The sequence below is a fragment of the Halalkalicoccus paucihalophilus genome (genome assembly GCF_001593955.1).
Taxonomy (GTDB): Archaea; Halobacteriota; Halobacteria; order Halobacteriales; family Halalkalicoccaceae; genus Halalkalicoccus; species Halalkalicoccus paucihalophilus.
Genome location: NZ_LTAZ01000004.1, coordinates 277,769 through 298,490, shown reverse-complemented (window position 1 = coordinate 298,490; position 20,722 = coordinate 277,769). Strand labels below are relative to the sequence as shown.

General features: G+C 66.5%; 18 protein-coding genes and 1 tRNA gene. 6 read left to right on the top strand and 13 right to left on the bottom strand.

Annotated features, from left to right (window positions below):
- Positions 1-43: 43 nt before the first annotated feature.
- The gene (locus tag HAPAU_RS06725) at positions 44-3,874 is read right to left on the bottom strand and encodes a glycoside hydrolase family 97 catalytic domain-containing protein (RefSeq protein WP_066381935.1); all 3,831 of its coding nucleotides are present in this window, start codon (positions 3,872-3,874) and stop codon (positions 44-46) included.
- Positions 3,875-4,035: 161 nt separating this feature from the next.
- Here HAPAU_RS06725 and ilvD point away from each other — a divergent pair, with 161 nt between their 5' ends.
- Positions 4,036-5,781: a dihydroxy-acid dehydratase gene (gene ilvD / locus HAPAU_RS06720; protein WP_066380938.1), complete on the top strand. Its 1,746-nt coding sequence runs from the start codon at positions 4,036-4,038 to the stop codon at positions 5,779-5,781.
- Position 5,782: 1 nt separating this feature from the next.
- Here ilvD and HAPAU_RS21595 read toward each other — a convergent pair whose 3' ends face one another.
- Positions 5,783-5,944: a hypothetical protein gene (locus HAPAU_RS21595; protein WP_169802628.1), complete on the bottom strand. Its 162-nt coding sequence runs from the start codon at positions 5,942-5,944 to the stop codon at positions 5,783-5,785.
- A 159-nt stretch (positions 5,945-6,103) separates the two neighbouring features.
- On the opposite strand from HAPAU_RS21595, the gene HAPAU_RS06715 reads away from it, so the two are divergent.
- Complete coding sequence (locus tag HAPAU_RS06715) at positions 6,104-8,152, top strand: cation:proton antiporter (protein WP_066380936.1); 2,049 nt, start codon at positions 6,104-6,106, stop codon at positions 8,150-8,152.
- Positions 8,153-8,192: 40 nt separating this feature from the next.
- On the top strand, positions 8,193-9,257 hold the full coding sequence (gene gfo6 / locus HAPAU_RS06710; protein WP_066380930.1) for a D-xylose 1-dehydrogenase Gfo6: 1,065 nt from the start codon (positions 8,193-8,195) through the stop codon (positions 9,255-9,257).
- Here the strand turns inward: gfo6 and HAPAU_RS06705 are convergent.
- The 6 genes from HAPAU_RS06705 to HAPAU_RS06680 form a co-directional block, all read right to left on the bottom strand.
- Complete coding sequence (locus tag HAPAU_RS06705) at positions 9,252-10,130, bottom strand: succinylglutamate desuccinylase/aspartoacylase family protein (protein WP_066380928.1); 879 nt, start codon at positions 10,128-10,130, stop codon at positions 9,252-9,254. The two genes, gfo6 and HAPAU_RS06705, sit on opposite strands and share 6 nt — an antisense overlap.
- Before the next feature lie 69 nt (positions 10,131-10,199).
- Positions 10,200-11,219, bottom strand: a complete 1,020-nt coding sequence (locus tag HAPAU_RS06700; RefSeq protein ID WP_066380926.1) for a metal-dependent hydrolase — start codon at positions 11,217-11,219, stop codon at positions 10,200-10,202.
- Between the two features lie 63 nt (positions 11,220-11,282).
- Entirely contained in the window at positions 11,283-11,936 is a 654-nt protein-coding gene (locus HAPAU_RS06695) for a hypothetical protein (protein ID WP_066380923.1), read from the bottom strand.
- Positions 11,933-12,526: a hypothetical protein gene (locus HAPAU_RS06690; protein ID WP_066380921.1), complete on the bottom strand. Its 594-nt coding sequence runs from the start codon at positions 12,524-12,526 to the stop codon at positions 11,933-11,935. Before HAPAU_RS06690 ends, HAPAU_RS06695 begins: the two co-directional genes overlap by 4 nt.
- Positions 12,527-12,918: 392 nt before the next feature.
- Positions 12,919-12,989 (bottom strand) — tRNA-Pro (locus tag HAPAU_RS06685).
- Between the two features lie 23 nt (positions 12,990-13,012).
- Positions 13,013-13,744, bottom strand: coding sequence for a helix-turn-helix domain-containing protein (locus HAPAU_RS06680; RefSeq protein ID WP_066380920.1), 732 nt, complete (start codon positions 13,742-13,744; stop codon positions 13,013-13,015).
- A gap of 60 nt (positions 13,745-13,804) precedes the next feature.
- Here HAPAU_RS06680 and HAPAU_RS06675 point away from each other — a divergent pair, with 60 nt between their 5' ends.
- Positions 13,805-14,668, top strand: a complete 864-nt coding sequence (locus tag HAPAU_RS06675) for an alpha/beta fold hydrolase (RefSeq protein ID WP_066380918.1) — start codon at positions 13,805-13,807, stop codon at positions 14,666-14,668.
- Here the strand turns inward: HAPAU_RS06675 and HAPAU_RS06670 are convergent.
- The 3 genes from HAPAU_RS06670 to HAPAU_RS06660 are packed head-to-tail and all read right to left on the bottom strand — an operon-like array spanning position 14,665 to position 17,072.
- The gene (locus HAPAU_RS06670) at positions 14,665-15,534 is read right to left on the bottom strand and encodes an RNA-guided pseudouridylation complex pseudouridine synthase subunit Cbf5 (RefSeq protein WP_066380916.1); all 870 of its coding nucleotides are present in this window, start codon (positions 15,532-15,534) and stop codon (positions 14,665-14,667) included. The genes HAPAU_RS06675 and HAPAU_RS06670 overlap by 4 nt on opposite strands.
- Positions 15,534-16,112: a (d)CMP kinase gene (gene cmk / locus HAPAU_RS06665; RefSeq protein ID WP_066380910.1), complete on the bottom strand. Its 579-nt coding sequence runs from the start codon at positions 16,110-16,112 to the stop codon at positions 15,534-15,536. Before cmk ends, HAPAU_RS06670 begins: the two co-directional genes overlap by 1 nt.
- A gap of 42 nt (positions 16,113-16,154) precedes the next feature.
- Entirely contained in the window at positions 16,155-17,072 is a 918-nt protein-coding gene (locus HAPAU_RS06660) for a DUF106 domain-containing protein (RefSeq protein ID WP_066380909.1), read from the bottom strand.
- Positions 17,073-17,262: 190 nt separating this feature from the next.
- On the opposite strand from HAPAU_RS06660, the gene HAPAU_RS06655 reads away from it, so the two are divergent.
- The gene (locus tag HAPAU_RS06655) at positions 17,263-17,634 is read left to right on the top strand and encodes an SHOCT domain-containing protein (protein WP_066380906.1); all 372 of its coding nucleotides are present in this window, start codon (positions 17,263-17,265) and stop codon (positions 17,632-17,634) included.
- Between the two features lie 66 nt (positions 17,635-17,700).
- Here HAPAU_RS06655 and HAPAU_RS06650 read toward each other — a convergent pair whose 3' ends face one another.
- Positions 17,701-18,666: a PH domain-containing protein gene (locus tag HAPAU_RS06650; RefSeq protein ID WP_066380904.1), complete on the bottom strand. Its 966-nt coding sequence runs from the start codon at positions 18,664-18,666 to the stop codon at positions 17,701-17,703.
- A 156-nt stretch (positions 18,667-18,822) separates the two neighbouring features.
- The gene (locus tag HAPAU_RS06645) at positions 18,823-19,446 is read right to left on the bottom strand and encodes an adenylate kinase (RefSeq protein ID WP_066381933.1); all 624 of its coding nucleotides are present in this window, start codon (positions 19,444-19,446) and stop codon (positions 18,823-18,825) included.
- A gap of 273 nt (positions 19,447-19,719) precedes the next feature.
- On the opposite strand from HAPAU_RS06645, the gene HAPAU_RS06640 reads away from it, so the two are divergent.
- On the top strand, positions 19,720-20,700 hold the full coding sequence (locus tag HAPAU_RS06640; protein WP_066380903.1) for a YeiH family protein: 981 nt from the start codon (positions 19,720-19,722) through the stop codon (positions 20,698-20,700).
- The last annotated feature ends 22 nt before the right edge of the window (positions 20,701-20,722 follow it).

Genomic DNA, 20,722 nt, shown 5'->3' with positions numbered 1-20,722 from the left:
CGCTTCGATCCCCCATCTGAAAACGGGTTCTATCGAGCCGATCCTACAGCGACACGAACGGGATCGTCGCGAGCGACTCGGCGTCGTACTCGAGCGCCGTCGATTGATCGATCCCGTCCGGCGTCAGGAGGTCGACGATCCGCGGGGCGTTCCCGACCGCGCCCTCGCGCGCGCCGCCGAAGACGAACGGTTCGGCCTCGACCGCGACCGGCCGGAGCGTGCCGTTGTCCTCGCTGCCGACGAGCGGTGCGATCTCGGCCTCGGTGATATCGAACTCGCCGAGCGCCTCTTTCTCGACCGAGACCATCACCGTGTCGCTCTCGAAGTCGACGACGAGGCCGGGCGTTCCCAACCCGGTGCCCTCGGCGTCGGTCACGCCGCTTCCGAAGCCGCTGGCGTCGGCCCGGTAGTGCCACGGTTCGGCGAACTCGGCGGTGAGTTCGAGGTCGCCCAGTTCCGTCGTCCGCCCACCCGAACGCGACGGATCGCGCAGGTAGAGCAAGAAGTAATGCGGCGAGAACGCCCCGCCGAATGTGTCGTAGAGGTTCTCGACCTCGAGAACGAAACGGTACTCCGCGTCGGTCTCGTAGACGCCGACCGACCGCAGATCGAACGCGCCGTCCTCGAAGGCGCCATCGGTCGGGTAGACGTACCCGCCGGGGCCGTGGTCGTCGCCGCTCGGGTCCGCGAACTCGGCGATGGACTCGCCCGGATCGACGCTAACGGTCCCCGAAGCGAGTTCGCTCCCGTCCTCAGGATCGCGCACGACCACGTCGTAGGTTCCGATGGAGTCGATCCGATAACCCAGTTCGACCGTTTCCCCGGATGCGCCCGGCGGGAGCCGGACGTTGTCGACGGTCGCGAGTTCGCCATCGACGATGATCTCGACGGTCGTCCCGCCGACGAACTTCCCGTCGTTCGAGCCGGTCGCCGTGATGAACGCCTCGTTCAGTCCGGCCTCCGAGTCGATCGCGTAGGTGAGGTCCTGTTCGGGGCGCTCGTAGGTCGGCAGCTCACCTCGCTCCCGGCCGCTGGCGGGCCGGAGGCGGATCGCCGTCCCGCCGCTCGGTGCCATCGAGGCTACTACTGTCGAACTCGGGTCGACGATCGCCTCGTCGATCCGCACGTCGGTGAGGTCGGCGTCGACGCCGCCGCCGACGCCGTCGGAGTAGATCTCGGCGACGTACTTCGGACCGCGCGGACCCCGCCCGCGGCCGGCGTCCTCGGACTCGCCAGGTGCGAGAAAGTCGAGGGGCACGTCGACTGCGCGCCCGCCCGCGCCGGTCATCGCGCCGACGTACCACTCCTCGCCCGTCCGGCGGGCGGTGACGTCGTACTCGCCAATCGCCGAATCGACCACGCGGGTCTCGTCCCACCCGGCGGCCGAGACCTGCTCGATGAACGCGAACTCCGGTTTCGTCTCGAAGTTCTCGTTCTCGGGCGTGTAACCCTCGTACTCGGCGGGAACCGGCGAGGGCGCACCCGGTTCGGTGACCGCCACGGTGTTCAGGTTGAACCCGCCGACGTCACCCTCGAAGGGCTCGCCGTCCTCGTAGTGCAGTTCGATGGCGACCTCGTTGTCGCCGGTCTCGAGGTCGATCTCGGTCGTGAACACGTCCCACTCGTCCCAGTACTCGGTGAATTCAGGGGAGATCTCCTCGGTCGTGTCGTTGACCCGTAGGGTCGCTTGCGGCCCGCCGGCCTCGATCACGCGCTCGGCGTTGTCCTCGGGCGCGCTCGCATAGCGCACGTGCAGGTCGTAGGTGCCCGCCGATTCGACGTTTTGCACCGTGAACGAGACCGACGACCCGCTCGGGACGCGGTTCGGGTCGACCGCGACGTGGTTCGTCCCGAAGGCGTTTCGCCACGAGTCGTCGGTGATCATCCCGTCGAGGTCACCGGAGGCCGCCTGGAGGCACTCCCCGACCGCGAAGCCCGAATCGACGTAGGCCTCGATGCGGTCGGCGGCCATCTGGAGCCCGCCGAGGTAGGTCGGGTACATCGCGAGCTGTTTGGCCCGCGTCGTTTGGATCCGCCCGCCGCGGTCGTCGTTGAACGTCAGATCGAAGATGCCGGGCTGGTAGCTCGTCGGCCCGGCGAGCATCCGCGTGAACGGGAGGATGACGTGGTGGTCCCGGCCGACGTCCGAGCCCAACTGGCCGAACCCGTCGTACTCCTGGGCCTTGACGACCTCGCGGGCCCCGACGTTGGGGTACGTGCGGATCTCGCCCGTGGGCTTGATCCCCTCGTGGATCTCGAGGATCTGGCGGTTCTTCGCCGCCTCCCGCATGACCAGTCGGTGGTGGTTGACCGCCAGTTGGTTGTGCTGGTTGTGCGTCGGCTGGGGGTTCGCGTCCTCGTCGGTGATGATGAGCCCCGGATCCGAGACGTAGCCGTTCTTGATCGTGTGGATCCCCTCGTCCTCGTACTGCGCGAAGATATCGTCCTCCGCGATCTGTTCCTCGTACTGCGGGAGGTTACCCGCCGTCTCGTTGTGAATGGTCATCTCGACTTCCTCGTCGAGACTCCGGCCGAAGTCGGTGACCTCGGGCACGTCGAAGTCGGGGTAGGAACCGTCGACCGAGAAGTCCAGTCCCGAACCGTCGCCGGGATACGTGTCCCAGCCCTCGTTCCAGCCCTCGACGAGCACGCTGTCGATGCCGTTCTCGCCCGCAAAGGTCATGTAGCGTTTCATCCGTTCGGTCCGCGCGCCGTGGATGTAGCCCGCGGCTTCCTCGGGGCTCTCGAAGGAGTCGTCGGGGCGGTACTCCCAGTTCGCCGACCCAGCGATCATCGTCCACCAGATGCCGACGTACTTCCGGGGCGTGATCCACTCGGTGTCCGATTCGCCGCCGACTTCCGGGAGCGCCGACTCGTCGAGCGGGTCGGCAAGCAGAGGGACCAACTGGGACTCCACGAGGTCGCCCGGCGAACTGCCGACTTGGATCGTCCGCCACGGCGTGGCGTGGGGCAGTTCGAGGGAAACCTTCGTCCCGTCGGGCAGCGGCGTGAGTTCGGTCGCGAACTCGGTCCCACCCTCCTCGCGGGGTGCGAGCGTCGCCGCGGCGTAGTCCGCGAGGTTCGACTCGTGGACGCTCAGGTAGACGTCACCGTCGCCCGCCTCGACCGTCAGCGGCGTGTGCGCACCGTTTCGCATCGGCGTGGCGGTCGGGCGCGTCTCGCGCGTGCCACCGGGGATCTCGCTCAGGGCCGACTCGGTGTACTCCTGTTCGAACCGCGGGTTGGTGACCTCGTTTCTGATCCACCACGCCGTGTAGTCGTCGGCGAAGGCGAAGCCGGTGTTCTCCGAGGTGACGACCGCCCTCTCGGCGTTGCGCACGAAGTCCTCGCCGAGGACGACCCGGAACCCGATCCCGTCGTCGAAGACCCGGACCTCCAGGTTGGCCGACCGACCGGGCTCGCCCGTCTCCTCCAATCCGACGACGAGCGACTCGTACTCGGCCGAGACGCGGTCTGTCGCGCCCCAGACGGGCTCCCACTCCTCGGTGGCCGACTCGCGCTCGCTGCCGGTCACCGCGAGGTCGGTTCCGCCTTCCTCGCCCTCCGCCGAGGCGCCGAAGGAAGGTTGATTCTGAAAGTCGAAACCGAGCGTCGAGGGTTCGACGTAGGTCGTCCCGTTGCAGGCCACCTCGTAGCTCGGTACCCCGCCCGAGACGTCGAGCGTCACCGAAATCGAGCCATCGGGCGATTCGATCCGCTGGACGGCGCCGTCCTCGTCGTTCGTGACCCGGGCGGCCACCGCCGCGGGCACGTCCCGACTGTAGGCAGCCGCGGCGACCAGTGCCCCGATACCCCCGAGAAACCCCCGTCGACTCGACTCCCCATTCGTCCTATGTGATCGCTTCTCACTCATTTTCGAGTGAACGTCGATCACCATTATTAATAAATTTAGGTGTAAATATTAGATAATATAGGAGTGTGGTCCGGGTACGACCACGGGATACACGCGGGCCGACGCGATCGGAAACACCCTCCATCGGCAGTTATTAATCCCTTCGAACCGCCCGACTGAATATGAGTAACACGCCACAACAGGAGCATCGGCGCGAGAAACGGGAGGACCTACCGAGCCGCGAGGTGACCGAGGGGCCCGAGCGGGCGCCCCACCGGGCGATGTTCCGCGCGATGGGCTACGACGACGAGGACCTGTCCTCGCCGATGGTCGGCGTCGCCAACCCGGCGGCGGACATCACGCCGTGTAACGTCCACCTCGACGACGTGGCCGACGCGGCGATCGAGGGCATCGACGACGCCGAGGGGATGCCAATCGAATTCGGGACGATCACCATCTCCGACGCCATCTCGATGGGGACCGAGGGGATGAAAGCCAGCCTGATCTCCCGGGAGGTCATCGCCGATTCGGTCGAACTCGTCGCCTTCGGCGAGCGCATGGACGCGCTGGTGACGGTCGCGGGCTGTGACAAGAACCTCCCGGGGATGATGATGGCTGCCATCCGCACCGACCTCCCCTCGGTGTTCCTCTACGGCGGCTCGATCATGCCCGGAGAGCACGACGGGCGGGAGATAACAGTGCAAAACGTCTTCGAGGGCGTCGGCGCCGTATCGAGCGGCGAGATGAGCGAGGAGGAGTTAGTCGAGATGGAACACGAGGCCTGCCCCGGCGCGGGCTCGTGTGGTGGGATGTTCACCGCCAACACGATGGCCTCGATTTCGGAGGCGATCGGGCTCGCACCGCTCGGTAGCGCGGGCGCGCCCGCCGAGACCGACGAGCGCTACGAGGTCGCCCGCCGGGCCGGCGAACTCGCGCTCGACGCCGTGGAAAACGACCGCACGCCCTCCCAGATCCTCTCGAAGGAGAGCTTCGAGAACGCCATCGCGGTGCAGGTCGCGATGGGCGGTTCGACCAACGCCGTGTTACACCTGCTCGCGATGGCAGCCGAGGCCGGGATCGATCTCGAAATCGAGGAGTTCGACGAGATTTCCAAGAGAACGCCGAAGATCGCGAACCTCCAGCCCGGCGGCACCCGCGTAATGAAGGACCTCTGGGAGCAGGGCGGCGTCCCGGTCGTGATGCGCCGTCTGCTCGAAGCGGGCCACGTCCACGGAGAGGCGATGACCGTCACCGGACGCACGATCGAAGAGGAACTCGAAAATCTGGAGGACGCAGGCGAGATTCCCGAGGACAGCGAGGTGGACGCCGACTTCATCTACACCACCGACGACCCCTATCAGGACGAGGGCGCGATCAAGATTTTAACCGGTAACCTCGCGCCCGACGGCGCGGTACTCAAAGTCACCGGCGACGACAAGTTCCACCACGAGGGGCCTGCCCGAGTGTTCGAGAACGAGGAGGACGCGATGGAGTACGTCCAGGAAGGGCACATCGAGAGCGGCGACGTGCTCGTCATCCGCAACGAGGGTCCGCGCGGCGGGCCGGGGATGCGCGAGATGCTCGGCGTGACGGCGGCGGTCGTCGGGCAGGGCCACGAGGACGACGTGGCGCTGCTGACGGACGGCCGCTTTTCGGGTGCCACCCGTGGCCCGATGATCGGTCACGTCGCGCCCGAGGCCGCCGACGGCGGCCCGATCGGGCTGGTTGAGGAGGGCGATACGGTCACTGTCGACATCCCCGACCGAACGCTCTCGGTGGACGTGAGCGACGGAGAGCTGAGCGACCGCCTCGAGAAGTGGGAACGGACGGAACCCCAGTACACCACCGGCGTGCTCGCGAAGTACGGCGCGCAGTTCGGCTCGGCGGCAAACGGTGCGGTAACGAACCCGGGCGCGAAGCGGGAATAGTTCAGCGGTTCACGAGGACGAGCCCGACCAGCGCAATCCCCACCAGCGGGATCCCGATTCCCGAGAGGCCGGTGCCGTAGGCGAAGTCGGCGACCGTGTGGACGACGCCGACGAACGCGAGCGCGAGGAGGACGAGACTGACCACGAGCGACCGTTTGTCCATGTCGATTGGGGAGGACCGGATCGGCATCAACCCGTCGTCGATCGATTGAACCGACCGACCGCTTTTATGCGGCTGGCCGAACTCAGTGAGGGTATCTCCGATGGGATCGAGCGACGAGAGGTCGGACGAAACGCGACGACCGCGTCGTGAGCCGTCGCGATGATCCGGCCGGCCGTCTCCGGGCTTCCCGTCTCGGATCCCGTCCTCGTCTTCGCGCTCGCGATGATCGTCTTCCTCGCCGCACCCCTCCTCTTTCAGCGGTATCGCCTGCCCGGGATCGTCGGGGTCATCCTCGTGGGAGCGGTGATCGGGCCGAACGCGCTTGGCGTCCTCGAACGCGGCGAGACGATCGTTCTGCTGGGTGAGGTCGGGTTGATCTACCTCATGTTCGTCGCCGGCCTCGAGATCAACCTGAACCAGTTCTTCGAAAACGCCGACAGAAGCGTGGTCTTCGGCCTGCTCTCGTTCGTGATCCCGCAGGCCGCAGGGACCGCCGCCGGCGTGTTCGTGTTGGGCCTCTCGGTGCCAGCAGCGGCGCTGTTCGCGTCGATCTTCGCTTCGCACACCCTGCTGGCCTATCCGGTGGCCAATCGGTTGGGCGTCGTCGGCGACGAGGCGATCACCGCGGCCATCGGCGGGACGATCCTCACCGACACGCTGGCGCTGCTCGTGCTTGCCGTGGTCGCAGCCTCGGCTCAAGGGGCGCTCGATACGGCCTTCTGGGCGCGGTTGGGGATCGGTCTCGTTCTCTTTTTCGCCGGCGTCTGGGTCCTCGTCCCACGGCTGGGCGCGTGGTTCTTCCGGACCGTCAACGAGGAGAGCTACTTCGAGTTCCTCTTCGTCATGAGTGCCCTGTTCGTCTGTGCGTTTTTCGCCGAGGTGGCGGGCGTCGAGCCCATCGTCGGGGCCTTTCTGGCGGGATTGGTTCTCAACCGGCTGATCCCCGAACACGGCACGCTGATGAACCGCATCGAGTTCGTCGGCAACGCGCTGTTCATCCCCTTCTTCCTGCTCTCGGTCGGGATGCTCGTCGACGCCCGCGCGCTCACCGAGGGTCCGCGGACGCTGCTCATCGCGGGCGTTCTCGTCGTGAGCGTGCTGGTCACGAAGTTCGCGGCGGCGTGGGTCACGGGAACGCTCTACGGCTACAGCAGGGAACAGGTGCGGGGGATGTTCGGGCTCTCGTTGGGACAGGCCGCCGCGGCGCTGGCGATCGTCCTCATCGGCTTCGAACTCGGGATCGGCGGCTTCGACCGGGAGATGGTCAACGCGGTCGTGGTGATGATCCTCGTCGCGAGCGTGGTCAGTCCCGCGGTCGTCGAACGGGCCGGAAAGCGACTCGCGCTCGCCGCCCGCGAAACCGACGATCCGGGCGAGCGCCCACAACGGGTGTTGATCCCGTTCTCGACGGCATCGGAGCACGGGGAACGGCTCGTTGATCTGGCGCTCGCGATCCGCGAGCCCCGGTCGGCGGAACCGCTCCGGGTGCTGACCGTCGTCGAACCCGGCGAGGGTGCCTCCTCGCGGGTGGCGCGGGCGGAATCGACGCTGGATCGGGTCACCGAGTACACCGCGGGGGCGGAGGTGGCCGTCGACACACAGACCCGACTCAACTACAACGTCGCCTCCGGGATCGTCAACGCGGGCGTCGAGAACCGGATCACGACGTTCGTCATCGGCTGGGACGGCGCCCGCTCGCGCAGACAGCGGGTGCTCGGCGACGTGATCGACCAGGTGCTCGGGCGGACCTCCCAGTTGGTTCTCGTCTCCCGGATCCGAAAGCCCCTCACCACGGCCCGTGAGGTCGTCCTTCTCCTCCCGCCGGAGATCGATGGGAACGCGGGCTTCGCCGAGGCGGTCCACATGATCAAGACGCTCGCGGACCGGACCGGTGTGGGGGTTCGCGGCGTCGTCGTACGCGACGACTCCAGGAGCTACGAACGGGCCGTCGACCGAATCGGACCGAACGTCGACGCCGACTTCGAGGGCGTTCCCGACTGGAAGGCACTCGTGGCGCTGCTCCGTGACGACGTCTCCTCGAACGACCTCGTCGTCTGTCTGAGCGCCCGCCGCGGGACCCGTGGCTGGCACCCCGAACTGGGAACGCTCCCCAAGAGCATCTCGACGCTCTGTTCGGGGACCTTCCTCGTGGTCTACCCGGCGACCGCAGAACGGGCCGACGACCGGCAGTTCCTCAGGTTCCGGTAGTCCGGGAAAATATAAGCGGGCGGCTCCCGAATCCGACGACATGTCCGTCGAGCAGTTCCTGAGCGAGTTCACCGAGCGCGACTGGCAGGAGCGCGAGGAGGGAACGGTCCGCCTCGCGATGGTCGGGATGGGCTGGTGGACGACCGAGGAGGCCATCCCCGCGATCGAAGGGAGCGATTTCTGTGAGACGACCGTGGCGGTGAGCGGTTCGATCTCGGATCCAAGCGAGGTCGAGGGGACTGACGTCGAACGCGCCATCGACTACGAGGCCTTCGCCGACGGCGAGGCCACAGACGTCTACGATGCCGTCTACGTCGCAACACCCAACGCGCTCCACCTCGATCACGTCCGGGCCGCCGCCGAACTCGGCAAGGACGTCCTCTGTGAGAAACCGATGGAGGTCTCCGAGGAACGCGCCCGCGAACTGACCGCGGTCTGCGAGGCCGAGGGCGTCACTCTGATGATCGCCTACCGGGTCCAGACCGACCCCGCGACCCGCCGGGCACGGGACCTGCTCCGGGAGGGCGTCATCGGCGAGCCCGTGAGCGTCTCCGGAGGTATGTCCGACGATATGCTCTCGTTCGTCGACGGCCCGGACCACTGGCGCCTCGACCCCGAACTCTCGGGCGGGACGACGATGAACGACATCGGGATCTACCCGCTGAACACGACCCGATTCGTCCTCGATCGGGACCCCGTCTCGGCCTATGGGCGGACCCGCACGGACCGACCCGAGTTCGAGGGGACCGACGAACACGCGAGCTTCGAGTTCGAGTTCGAGGACGGGATCCTTCTCACGGGTTCGGTCAGCCACAGCGCCACGGAGGAGAGTCACCTCCGCGTGGTCGGCACCGAGGGGCAACTCCTGCTGGACCGGCCCTTCTTCCCCGGCCGGCCCCGGAAGCTCCTCGTCGAACGCGAGGGGACCCGCTCGACGGTGGAATTCGACCAGCGAAACCAGATGCGCGAGGAGTTCGACTACTTCGCCCACTGCCTCCTTACCGACACCGAGCCGGCACCCGACGGCGAGCACGGTGTCCTCGACATCCGGGCGATCGAGGCCGTCTACGAGTCCGACGAGACCGGCGAGCGCGTCGAGCTATAGCGACTGTAGGGACTCGCCGTCGAGCGGGCTTTCGACCTCGATTTCGTTCTCGGCGAGCAACCGGATCGCCAAGCGGTCGTGGAGGAACGCCTGCTGATCGACGTCCAGCCCGCGGTAGGTGACCTCGGTGATCCACCCCTTCGTCCCGAGGTCGCTTCCCGCCTTCATCGCGGCCATCAGGTGGGCCTGGTCGCTCTGTTGGATGTCCTCGTCCTCGACCCGCGCCGCCCGAAAGGCGTACTCGGGGTGCTCCTCAAGAAAGTCGGCCATGACTTCCTTGTTCATGTACTCGACGGCCGTCTCGGCGGCCTCGCTCGATCCCTCGGCGGGCGAGGAGAACACCGTCTGGCCGACCGCGCCCTCGTCGACCCTGAGGATCCCCCGCGAGGTGTGCATGTCGATCAGGCAGTCGGGGTCGTACTCCTCGATCTCCGCCCAGAGCGCGCGGGCGATCTCCGTGGTGGGCTCCTCCCCGATGGGAAACTGGCGGTTGAGATTACCGTCGGGACCGTTGCGAGTCCCCTCGTCGACCGCCGGCTTGTTGGCCTCGGGGATCACGACGAGCCGTCCCGCCACGAGGTCGTACTCCGTGGCGACGTGGGCGGCCTCGACCCCACCGACCTCGTTGCCGTGGACGCCCCCGAGGACCATCCCCGTCGGGCCGTTGCCCGCCGTCAGGACGTGAACCGCAGTCTCGTAGGCGGTCCCCTCCATCAACGGATACGTTTCGCGTCCGGTTTCGGCGGACTCGTCGTCGTTTCCGTCCGAGGGACGTCCGTTGCGGCCGCCGATACAGCCGGCGAGAGTTGCTGTGAGGCCGCCGCCGACGGTTTCGAGGACGCTGCGACGCGAGGGACGGACGGGAGGTGTCATCTACCGCGCAATGGGTACCGGTGGAAAATAAACGCCGCGTGACGGCTATCGCCCGTACCGCCAGCCCGATCAGAGCAGCGCGTAGCCGACCGCGAAGGACAGTCCCGCGAGCGTGATCGCGGCCAATCCGGTGAGAAGCGGCGTCAGCACCCCCTCGGAACGCGCTGGCCATCCGGTCCCGACGGTCCCGAAAGCGGGCCAACCCCGATCGGCCGCCCGAAACGGCCGGGACACCTGCCGGGCGAGCGGTGCGGGGCCGACGACGCCGACCGCGAGAACGCTGAAGACGAACCGGTAGGCCGAATCGACGGTCGGTGCGGGAAGGGCCAGCACGGCACCCGCGTAGGCGACACCGAGGGCCGCCCGCCAGTGAACGTGCGCCAGAATCGACCGGTCGGTCAGCCGGCAGTAGACGGCCGCGGCCAGCCAGATCGTCGCCAGTTCGAGGCCGAACGCCCCGAGGAGGTGGACCGTCGGGTCCGCGCTCAGGAGCACGCGCTCAGCGACGGGGTGGACGTCGAGCGGGTAGAGGAACAGCGGCGGCTCGCCGGTGAGGAGGTCGCCGAACGGGTGGCTCAGTAGCCCGACGAGCGCCGCAGATCCGATCGCGACGGGCCCGAAATCAGTAAGTCGAACTGCCGCCGTCGTGACTGCGAGGCCGGCGAGGACGAACGCCCCCATCACCGCGAGTCCGAGCGGGCCGCTCGTGGCCCCAGCGACCGCGACGAGGACGAGGAGGGTCGCGAGTCCCGCGGCGGGACGTGCCCGCCGCGACCCGAGAAATCGCTCGGTCGGCCTCGGCGAGGTGAGGCCGGCCGCACAGAGGGCGAAGCCAAGAGCGCTCGCCACGCCGACGAGAAGCGAGTGGGTAGAACCGCGGTGAACGAGCGTGCTCGCGCTCCAGAACCCCTCGACGCCGCCCGTCTCGCCGACCAGTCCCGACAGCGCATACAGCATGTCGACGTCCGGGACGGTCGCGAACGCTCCCGCGAGGACGCCCAGCGTCAGCGATCGCTCGCGCGAGCGCCCGAACAGGCGCGCGCCCCCGGCGACGAGGGCGAACCCGAGCATGGCGTGGCCGACGAACATACGCTCCGAACGCACCTGATGAATATAAGCGATTCGCGCCCCTGTTCCTGAATACCACGCGACTCACCCGTTCTCGAGACGGGCCGTGATCGAGCCGACGAGATCGTTCAGGTGGGGGGTGCCCCAGAGGGCGACGATGGCGGCCCCGATGGTGTTGAACACCAGATCGAACATCGTGTCCTCGAGGCCGTACTGCGTCAGGACGGTCCCGAGCCCGAACCACGGACCGATCCCCGCGATGGCGAACTCGAGGACCTCCCAGAAGACGCCGAAGGCGAGGACGAACAGGAGGATGAAGACGAACATGAACCGGGAGGGGAGGTGGATCTCGTCGCTGTGGATCTCGACGGCCCGTGCGGTGGCGTAGCCAGCGGCGGCGACGACCGAGGCCGACAACCCGTGTGTGAGGTGGTCCCACCACCAGATCGATCGATACAGGTTGAGCGGGCTTCCAGGCAGTCCCACCGTCCCGACCGCGTGGAGGAACACGGCGGCGGTGATCCAGAGGGTCAGCCCCGCGTCCATCGTGATCCCGTACTCGCGTTCGAGCAGCGGCGGGAGCTGGATCACTACGAGTGCCACACCGGTGTTGACGAGGATCCCGGTCTCGCCCCGCTCCAGCCCGATGAAGAACATCCCGACGAGCGCGACCTCCATGAGCCACGCGAGGTGGCGTTGTCGCTCCGACGAGATCCCGAGGCGCTCGCGGACGTTCACAGGGCCTCTCCCTCCACTCGGCGTTCGATCGCGCGCGAGCGTCGCCGGAAGTACAACTCGAAGACGACCCCGGCCACGAGGCCGGCGGCCGTCGAGGCCACGAACTCCCACATGAGCGCCTCCTCGCTCTCGAGAAACCCGGTTGCAAGGTAGAGATCCGCGATCCAGCGGACGACGGCCCACGCGCCCGCCGTCGCCATCGTGGCAATGACGACGAACACGACCGCGAAACCCGAAGTCATCTTGACCGGCGTGAACACCTGGAGTTCGACCGCCACGAGCAGCGCGATCGCCGCAACCGAGATGTAGGTCGCGAACTCGCTCACCTCGCCGGAGCCGAACGTTCGGACGAGGAGCGGCGCCGAGGCGAGCGCGAGCACTTCCCACGGCAGCGTCACCCGTCGGGTTCGGAACGCGAGCGCGGGGAGCACCGCGAGCGCCCCGACACACACCGCAAAGCCGGCCCAGAGGAGATCGCCGACCAGCAGGCTTCCGCCGGCGACGACGACGACGAACCCGGTGAGCAGCCACGCCGCTATCGCGTTTCGGGATTCGTTTTCGATCAGCGCGTCGATCGCTGTCAGATCCATCCGATATCGTTGACGTCCCTATCCAGCCCTCGACGTATATGCCTCGTGTTTTCATGCACGGGTATCGCCCGATACCACAGGAGGGCTGGCGGAGACGTATCGCCCACTCACGGGCGTTTCCGGGCGTCGTGAGCGGAATGAGACGATGTTTAGCACTCTTGTAACGAATTCGCGCGGTGCGAGAGTGCGTCACGCAGAACGAGTGGGACCATCGCCGCACAGAGCGCGGCGTATTCCCGTTTTCCTTCGGAAAAGTGGGACCGCTGAGAGTCTAACAGTACAAGCCGTTCCTACTCGCTCGCATACGCTCGCTCCGTGGGCTGCGACTTGCTGGCTCGACACTCCGCTCTATCCATAATTCTGCTGCTCGCGGAGTTGCTCGCAGCAGAATATGGGACCGCTGAGAGTCGAACTCAGGTCCTACGGACCCCATCCGCAGAGGATACCACTACCCCACGGTCCCGTGTTTCGGACAACGCTCGTCGGTCAATTAAGGGTGTCGTTTTCCGGCTCGTGATCGTCGAGTTCGGCCGCCGTCTCGACGACCCGGCCGAGCAGCTTTCGTTCGGCCCGACGGAGGTTGTTCGAGACGGCCGTATCGGAGATCCCGAACCGATTCCCGAGCGAGGAGAGGGTTTCCCCCCTTGGGGTCTCGAAGTAACCCCGGTCGACCGCGACTGAGAGCGTCTCGCGTTCGGTCACGGAGAGCGACCGACAGGCCGAGAGTAGATCCGCGGCGGGCCCGGCGTTTCTGAGCACGTCGAACAGCTCCTCGGGCGAGATCGCCTCGCGGTCCGTGACCGAAAACTCGTTTTCGCGTTCGAGATCCGAGAGCGTGTCGTCGGCGATCCGCTCGTCGTCGAAGCCGACCTCCCAGCACTCCCGGCCGTCCTCGATCTGAAACGGGCCGGTGATGTAGCCACCGTTCTCGCGGATCGTCCGCATGGCGTTGGTCTGGTCGATTACCGTTCGCACGAGGCCAGTGTCGCCGTGTTTCATGAACGTATCGCACTCGTGGAGCCGGTCGTGGTCCCGGAGTGCCGCGAGCGCGCGTTCGAGTTCGACGTGCGAATCGGCCTCGGCGATCATCCGGGTCTCGAGGCGCTCACTAGCGGTGTCGAAATGCCAGTGGATCGCGGAGAACGTTATCCCGTGGTCGTCCGTCGTGTCGATGAAGGGGCAGTCGTACTGCTCCATGTCCATCGCGAGGTCGATCATGCCTGGATCTCCGCCCCGGAGTACATAACGATTGTTCCTGTCGGCATCGAAACACACTCTATGGCCCCAATCGAACCGTTCGACATGGAACCCACCGAGCGGTACGCCGACGCTAGCGGCTACCGGATCCGTTACCTGCAGGCCGGCGAGGACGGCCCGCCCGTCCTCTTGCTCCACGGCGGGCTGATCGACGCCGCCCACTGCTCGTGGGGCGCGGTGATCGAACCGCTCGCCGAGCACTGTCGCGTGTTCGCGCCGGATCTGTTGGGCTACGGGGACAGCGACTGCCCCGAGATCGCCTACAGCACGAAACGCCACGTGGCCGTCATCGAGTCGTTCATGGACGCGATCGGACTCAACCGGACGAGCCTCGTGGGGCTGTCGGTCGGCGGAAGCGTCGCGCTCGGCCTCGCGCTTCGCTCGCCCGAACGGGTCGATCGGCTGGTGTCCGTCGCGAGCTACGGCCTCGGCGGGGAGCTACCGAACGGTCGTCTCACCTACGCCCTCTCGCGGCTGCCGGCGTTGAACCGGCTCTCGGTGGCAGCGCTCCGACGGAGCCGGCGATTGACGAAGGCGAGCCTCTCGGGGATCGTTCACGATCCAGAGTCCCTCCCGCCGGACCTCGTCGATGCGGTCTACGAACTCGTCCGGCGGCCGAACCCCGGCCGTGCCTACCGAAGTTGGCGGCGTCACGAGGTGGATTTGGGAGGGTTTCGGACGGACTACCGACCCCGGCTCGGGGAGATCGAGGCGCCGACGTGGTTCGTCCACGGGCGCGAGGACGAGGTGTTCCCGCCCCGGTGGTCGGCCCGGGCCGCCGACCTGACGGGCGCCGAGTGCTGGATCGTTCCCGATACCGGACACTGGGTGCCCCGCGAGCGTCCCGAGGAGTTCGCCGAGCGGCTACTGGAGTTCCTCGACTAAACGAGCACGCGTTCGAGCGCGACGACCCTCCCTGAATCGGCGTCGGGATTCCCTACTAAGCGGCCCAGACAGATCGCCGATCCAGTGGGGGTATAGCAGGCCACGAGCGGCTCCTCGTCAGGGTCACCCTCGGCGTCGATGACGCCCGGCGCGTAGACCTGCGCGCCGTGGGCGACCTCGCGGGCAGCACTCGGCGCGATCGTCACCCGGGGGAGGTGGGTGAGCGCCCGCTCGCCGGGTTCGATGACTTCCCTGAGCGCGTCCTCGTCGCCCTCCTCGGCGAAGGCGATCGCGTCGGCAAGATCGTAGAGCGAACACAGTGAGGTGTCGTCGAACGGGGTCGTCGCGGTCCGCCGGAGATGGCCCATGTGCGCGCCCGTCCCCAGCGCGAGGCCGACGTCGTGACAGAGCTTCCTGACGTAGGTCCCGCTCTCACAGCGGATCCGCAACAGCGCCTGTCGGTCTTGGACCTCGAGCAGGTCGAGTTCGTGGACGGTTCGGACCCGAAGCCGCCGGGAGACCGCGCTTTTCCGTGGTGGTTTCTGGTAGAGGTCGCCCTCGAACTCGGAGACGACCGATTCGATGTCCGTCGGGGCCGGCCCGTGGAGTTTGAGCACCGCGACGTACTCCTTTGTCCCTTCGAGAAAGGCGGGCGCGAGTCGGGTTGCGGTGCCGGTCAGAACGGGCAGACACCCGGTGACTTTCGGATCGAGCGTACCGGCGTGGGCGGCCTTCTCGACGCCGAGCATGTCCCGCAGCCAGCCCGAGACCTGATGGGCCGAGGGGCCGGGCGGCTTGTCGAGGTTGACGACGCCGAACTCCACGAGGGATTCGAGCGAGCGCTCGTCGGGCGGATCACGGCACATTAGAACTCGTAGCGAACGTCGGTCACCGGAAAGCCCCCCTCGTCGCTGGCGGGGTCGTAGCGCTCGGCGGCAGCCACGAGCAGGTCGGTGGTCTCTCCGGGCCCCCAACGAGCGGTATTGACCGCCAGATCGTAGATCGAGAGATCGTTGATATCGATCCCGTAGTACTCCTCGTACCTGCTGGCCTCGCTTTGGGCTCGCGTGATCGTCTCGGATTTCGCCTGCTCGACGGGTTTGTCCTCCCGATCAGCGATCCGTGTCGCCCGAACCTCGACGGGGGCGTTGAGCCAGACCCGAAGGTCGGCGTGCTCGGCGGCCATCCAGCCCGCCAGTCGGGACTCGAGGACGAGGTCCTCGCGCTCGGCGGCGAGTTCCCGGAGTCGCCGGTCGAGGTCCCGGTCGATGGTGTCGTCCTCCTCGGCGAGCGCATTGAACTCCGAAAGCGAGAGGCCGCGCTCGGCCGCGAGTTCGCGAAAGACGTCGCCGCCGCTTATGTGCTCGTAGCCGAGCGCATCGGCCAGCCCGGTCGCGGCGGTGCTCTTGCCGCTGCCCGGCGGGCCTGAAACGGTGAGTAACATATCCACTCTCGCTCGGAGAGGCTAAAAGGAGTTTCTATCCGCTCAGCCCGTCGGCGTCGTACTGATGTTGAGCGACTTGCGCATGAGCTGGGTGAACGCCATCGAGCAGACGAAGTACCAGACGATCCACGCCTGCATCGGGCCGATGACGCCGCTGGTCCACTCGACCTGTCCCGCGAGCGGCATCACGATCCCGCCGATCTCCTGGAGGTGCGCTTCCGCGCCACGGGCACCGATCATCCAGTACATCCAGAGGAACACGGGGATGGTCAGCAGCATGATCCAGACCATCGGGCGGAACTGCTCTTTGAGCATGCCCATCTGCTCGCCCATCGCCTCCATCTGCTCCTGTTGGATGCGCTCCATCGCCTCGTCGTCGCCGCGCTCCTTCGCGCGCTCGCGTTTCTCCTGGATCGCCTTCATCTTGCCCTGATACTCGCTCATCTTCGAGGTGTCCATCAGGTTCGCCTGCAGCAGCGAGGAGTACAGCCCCGTCAGCAGCGCGAGCACGAGGATCACGGCGTAAAACGGAAGCACGTCGTTGAGCGGGCCCAGAAACAGGTCCATCGTACTGCCGATGGCGTCCCGTGCGGGTCCCCACGCGTACCCCAGGAAGGTCAACGCGACCCCGCCGGCGGCCATCTTATCCCACTTCGACCAACTGGACTCCTCGTCGTCGTCGCTGCTCGTGGACCCCGTCGTCGGCGTGGAAGTCGTTCCATCGGCGTCGACGACGGACGCGACTTCCTCGCGGTCACGGACCTCGAACCCCTCGTAGCCGTCGACGAGGATCCCCTTCTCGATCAGCCGTCCCCACTGCCCGCTCGAGATCTCGTCGCGGACGTCCGCCCATTCGACCTCCCCGTCGCCATCGGACTCGCGCAACACGACCGCGATGGCGCCTTCCATGTTCGGGTTCTCGTCGATGAGAGTCTGTACCTTCTCCGCGGTTCGTCCCATTACCCCGCTGTAAGAAATCGTGGGTAATCAACCTGTTCCTCTCGGTTTCGACCGATCGCTCGCCACATGCCGAATCGGGAAAAAGCGACCTGCGGGATGGGCCGTGGGTACCGAGAGGGTTCCACTGAATCCGAGCGACCGTCGGTGCGGAGTCACCCACAGTTATTTCAGTTACCGTAGTAGTTCGATCATGGGCAGTTCCAGTACCGAAAGCAGCTACGACATCATGGAGATCTTCATCATCAAGTTCGTCCTCGCCGATGTCGTCATCGTCGCGGCGTTGCTGCTCGCCGACCCCATCTACGCGGTCGCCATCACCGCCCTGCTCGTGGTCAGCGTCTTTCTCACGTGGTATCTCACACACCGGATCAACGGCGAGACGACGGGCGGAACCGCAGATTCCGAGCGCGATCCCGTCACCAACCTCCAGGAGCGATACGCCGCCGGAGAACTGACCGAATCCGAGTTCGAATCCGCGCTCGATCGGCTGATCGACGCGAACGAACGGGCCCAGCGAGCGGGCGTAGAGACCGAGGAGCTGTCGATCGAACGATCGTCCTGATCGAACAAACGGCCGGATGCATCGATCGCTCGGCGGCATCGGTCGTACGGGGAAATTCGAACGGGATCAGATCGTCGTAGCGGTCCGGGGGACGAAGACGTCATTCGCCACTGTCGAGCGAGCGCGCTCCATTGCCTCGTAGACGCCATCAGGGTCGTCGATCGCCGCCCGGTCACAGCGGATATCGAATCGACAGGGGCGCTCGACGACGAGTTCGTCGGCGGTCAGGCGAACGTCGGAGACGGTTTCCCACGGGACGAACCGCCGTTGCATCGGACGGACGATGGCGATTCCGGCCTCGTGAACCCGCAGTTCGGGAAGCCACTGCTCCGTCGACTCCGCCAGCCGATCGGTATCGAGAACGCGTCCGGCCCAGCCGTCCCGATCCGGTTCCCGGAAACCGAAGCGCAGTTCCACGCCCCGATACAGGGCAAAAACCCCCCACGCGATGACCCACAGGATCGAGTTCCCCGATGTGAACTCCCCGGTCGCAAGCACCCACGCACCGTAGCCGCCGAAACAGAGCACGCCAAGTGCGAACCACCGGCGGTCCTGGTTCGGTTTCAGTCGAGTAGTGGCGGCGATCGGGTCCTCGGGAGCCATCGCTCGTGCATACCGGGTCCGTGCCATCGTCACGATCGCGAACGCGACCACGAGCGTGATCGCCGCGCCGGTCCCGGCCCCGAGGGCAACGACCGGTGGAAGCACGGGGAGCGACAACGCGACGAGAGCGATCCCGACGAGGATTGCGGGCGGGACGAACGGCACGAGCAACCGCCGTCGTCGCTGACCGAGACGTTCGGGCAATCCCGCGACGAAACTCGCCGCTACGCCGCCGGCGATGAGGCCGACGGTCGCCGCGGTCGAAACGCCACCGAGGACGGTCGCCACAGACGCACCGACCGCGGCCGCGACCGTGAGAACGGCCGCGACGAGGACGGCCGCGACGTACGCACCCGCGGCGGCCATGAACCCGGCATCGGGCGTCTCGAACGTCTCGGGGGGGAGCGTCGTGCCGTGCCGGTGGGACATGAATACGGTCGTATATGTTAGTCAGGGTAAAATACCTTCGCCGGGCGAACGTCCCGCGGGTAGAAGTCAGTACGCTACGTGATCGCAACCCGTCGGTAGCATCCGGTCGATGCCCGTCCTCACGAGTATACCGACGATGTGCTGAATCGAGCCGTGCTAGTCGACGCGCTCGTCGACCGCCTCGTTGATGTCGTCCCAGACCTCTTCGGGGGTCTGTTCGCCGTCGATCCGGACGAAGCCCGCGTGGTCCTCGTAGTGTTCGATCACCGGCGCGGTGTTCTCCTCGAAGACCCGAAGGCGCTCCTGGACGGTGTCCTCGGTGTCGTCGTCACGCTGGACGAGGCGCTCGCGGACCTCCTCGTCGTCGGGCATGTCGTATTCGGTGTGGTAGTTCTCGCCCGTCTCGGGGTCGACGCGCCGTCCGGTGAGCCGATGAACCAGTTCCTCGCGGTCGACGTCGAGATACAGCACCACGTCGAGGTCCGTAATCGATTCGAGGTACTCGACTTGCGACTCGTTTCGCGGGTAGCCGTCGAGGACGTAGCCGTCGGCCGACTCTAAGGCCTCGCGGACGATCTCGTTGACCAGTTCGTCGGGGACGAGTTCGCCCGCCTCCATGTACTCCCGTGGCGTGCCGTGTTCGGTCTCCATGTCCTTGTTCGCACGCAGCGCATCGCCCGTCGTGACGTGTTCGATGCCGTACTCTTCGACGAGGTTCGCACTCTGTGTCCCCTTTCCTGCGCCGGGCGCACCGACGATGAGGATCTGTGGCTGTGCCATAGTCCCCTCTCCTGTGTCCAGCATTAAAGAGGTACAGGAACCGTTGTGGCACCGACAGGGTCGTTACAGGTCACAGCAACTCTCGCCGGCCGAAACGACACGGTGAAGTCGGTAACACGGGAGAGTACAAGCGAGAATGGTTCCGGAACAGAGCTCCGAATCGACCCCAAACGCGCGGATCAGTGCGTACTGGGCACGAATCGACCGAGGATGGCGGGCAGTGATACTCGGCCTCGCGGTCGTCGGAGTACAGTGGCTTCGGCAGTTGATCTGATGGGGTTTCGGCAGCATCTTCCGGGACTCGTGACGCTTCTCGTCGTCGGTATCGCCGCTCGAAGCCTCGCGACGCTGATCGGAATTAACGACCTCGTCCTTGCGATCGGTATGGGTGTCCTGATCGGCAACCTCGTCGGGATACCGCCGTGGGCCGTCCGGGGTATCGAGAACCACAAACTCCTCCTCGAGACCGGGATCGTCCTGTTAGGGGCCGCGATCGCGATCGAGGAACTGATCGGGGCCGGCCCGCTGGTGATCGTCCTGGTCGTCGGAACGGTCGCGTTCAGCCTCCTGCTCGTCGAGGCGATCGCCCGCGGCATCTTCGGACTACGCGGGAGGACCGCCTCGTTGCTCGCGGCGGGGACGAGCATCTGCGGGGTTTCGGCGGTCGCGGCGGTCGGACAGGTCGTCGACGCGCGCGGCGACCAGCTCACGTATGCGGCCGCGACGATCGTCTTCTTCGACGCGATCACTCTCGTGGCCTATCCCGCTCTCGGCGATCTACTGGGGCTGAGCGCGCGGGAGTTCGGCGTCTGGGCCGGCCTGAGCATGTTCAGCACCGGCCCGGTCGCGGCGGCGGGCTTCGCCCACTCGCCGGAGGCGGGTCAGTGGGCGACGGTGACGAAACTCGCACGGAACACGATGCTGGGGGCGGTCGTCGTCGCGTACTCGATCGGTTACGCGACGCGGAAGGCGAACGATCCGGGGATCCGGCGCCTCTGGCTCCAGTTCCCGAAGTTCCTCGTCGGGTTCCTGTTGGTCGCGTTGATCGCAAACATCGGTGTGTTGACGCCCACCTCGCTCGATGCGATCGGTCGGACTTCCGAGTGGCTGTTCGTCCTCGCGTTCGTCGGCCTCGGATTCGAGATCCGACCGGCCCGAATGCGAGAAAGCGGGCTGACGCCGGTCGCGATCGTCCTGTGTGCCTTCTGCGTGATCAGCGTCGTGACGCTATTCGTCGTTCGGACGCTCCTGTAGTCCGGCGGTCTTTTGTCCATGC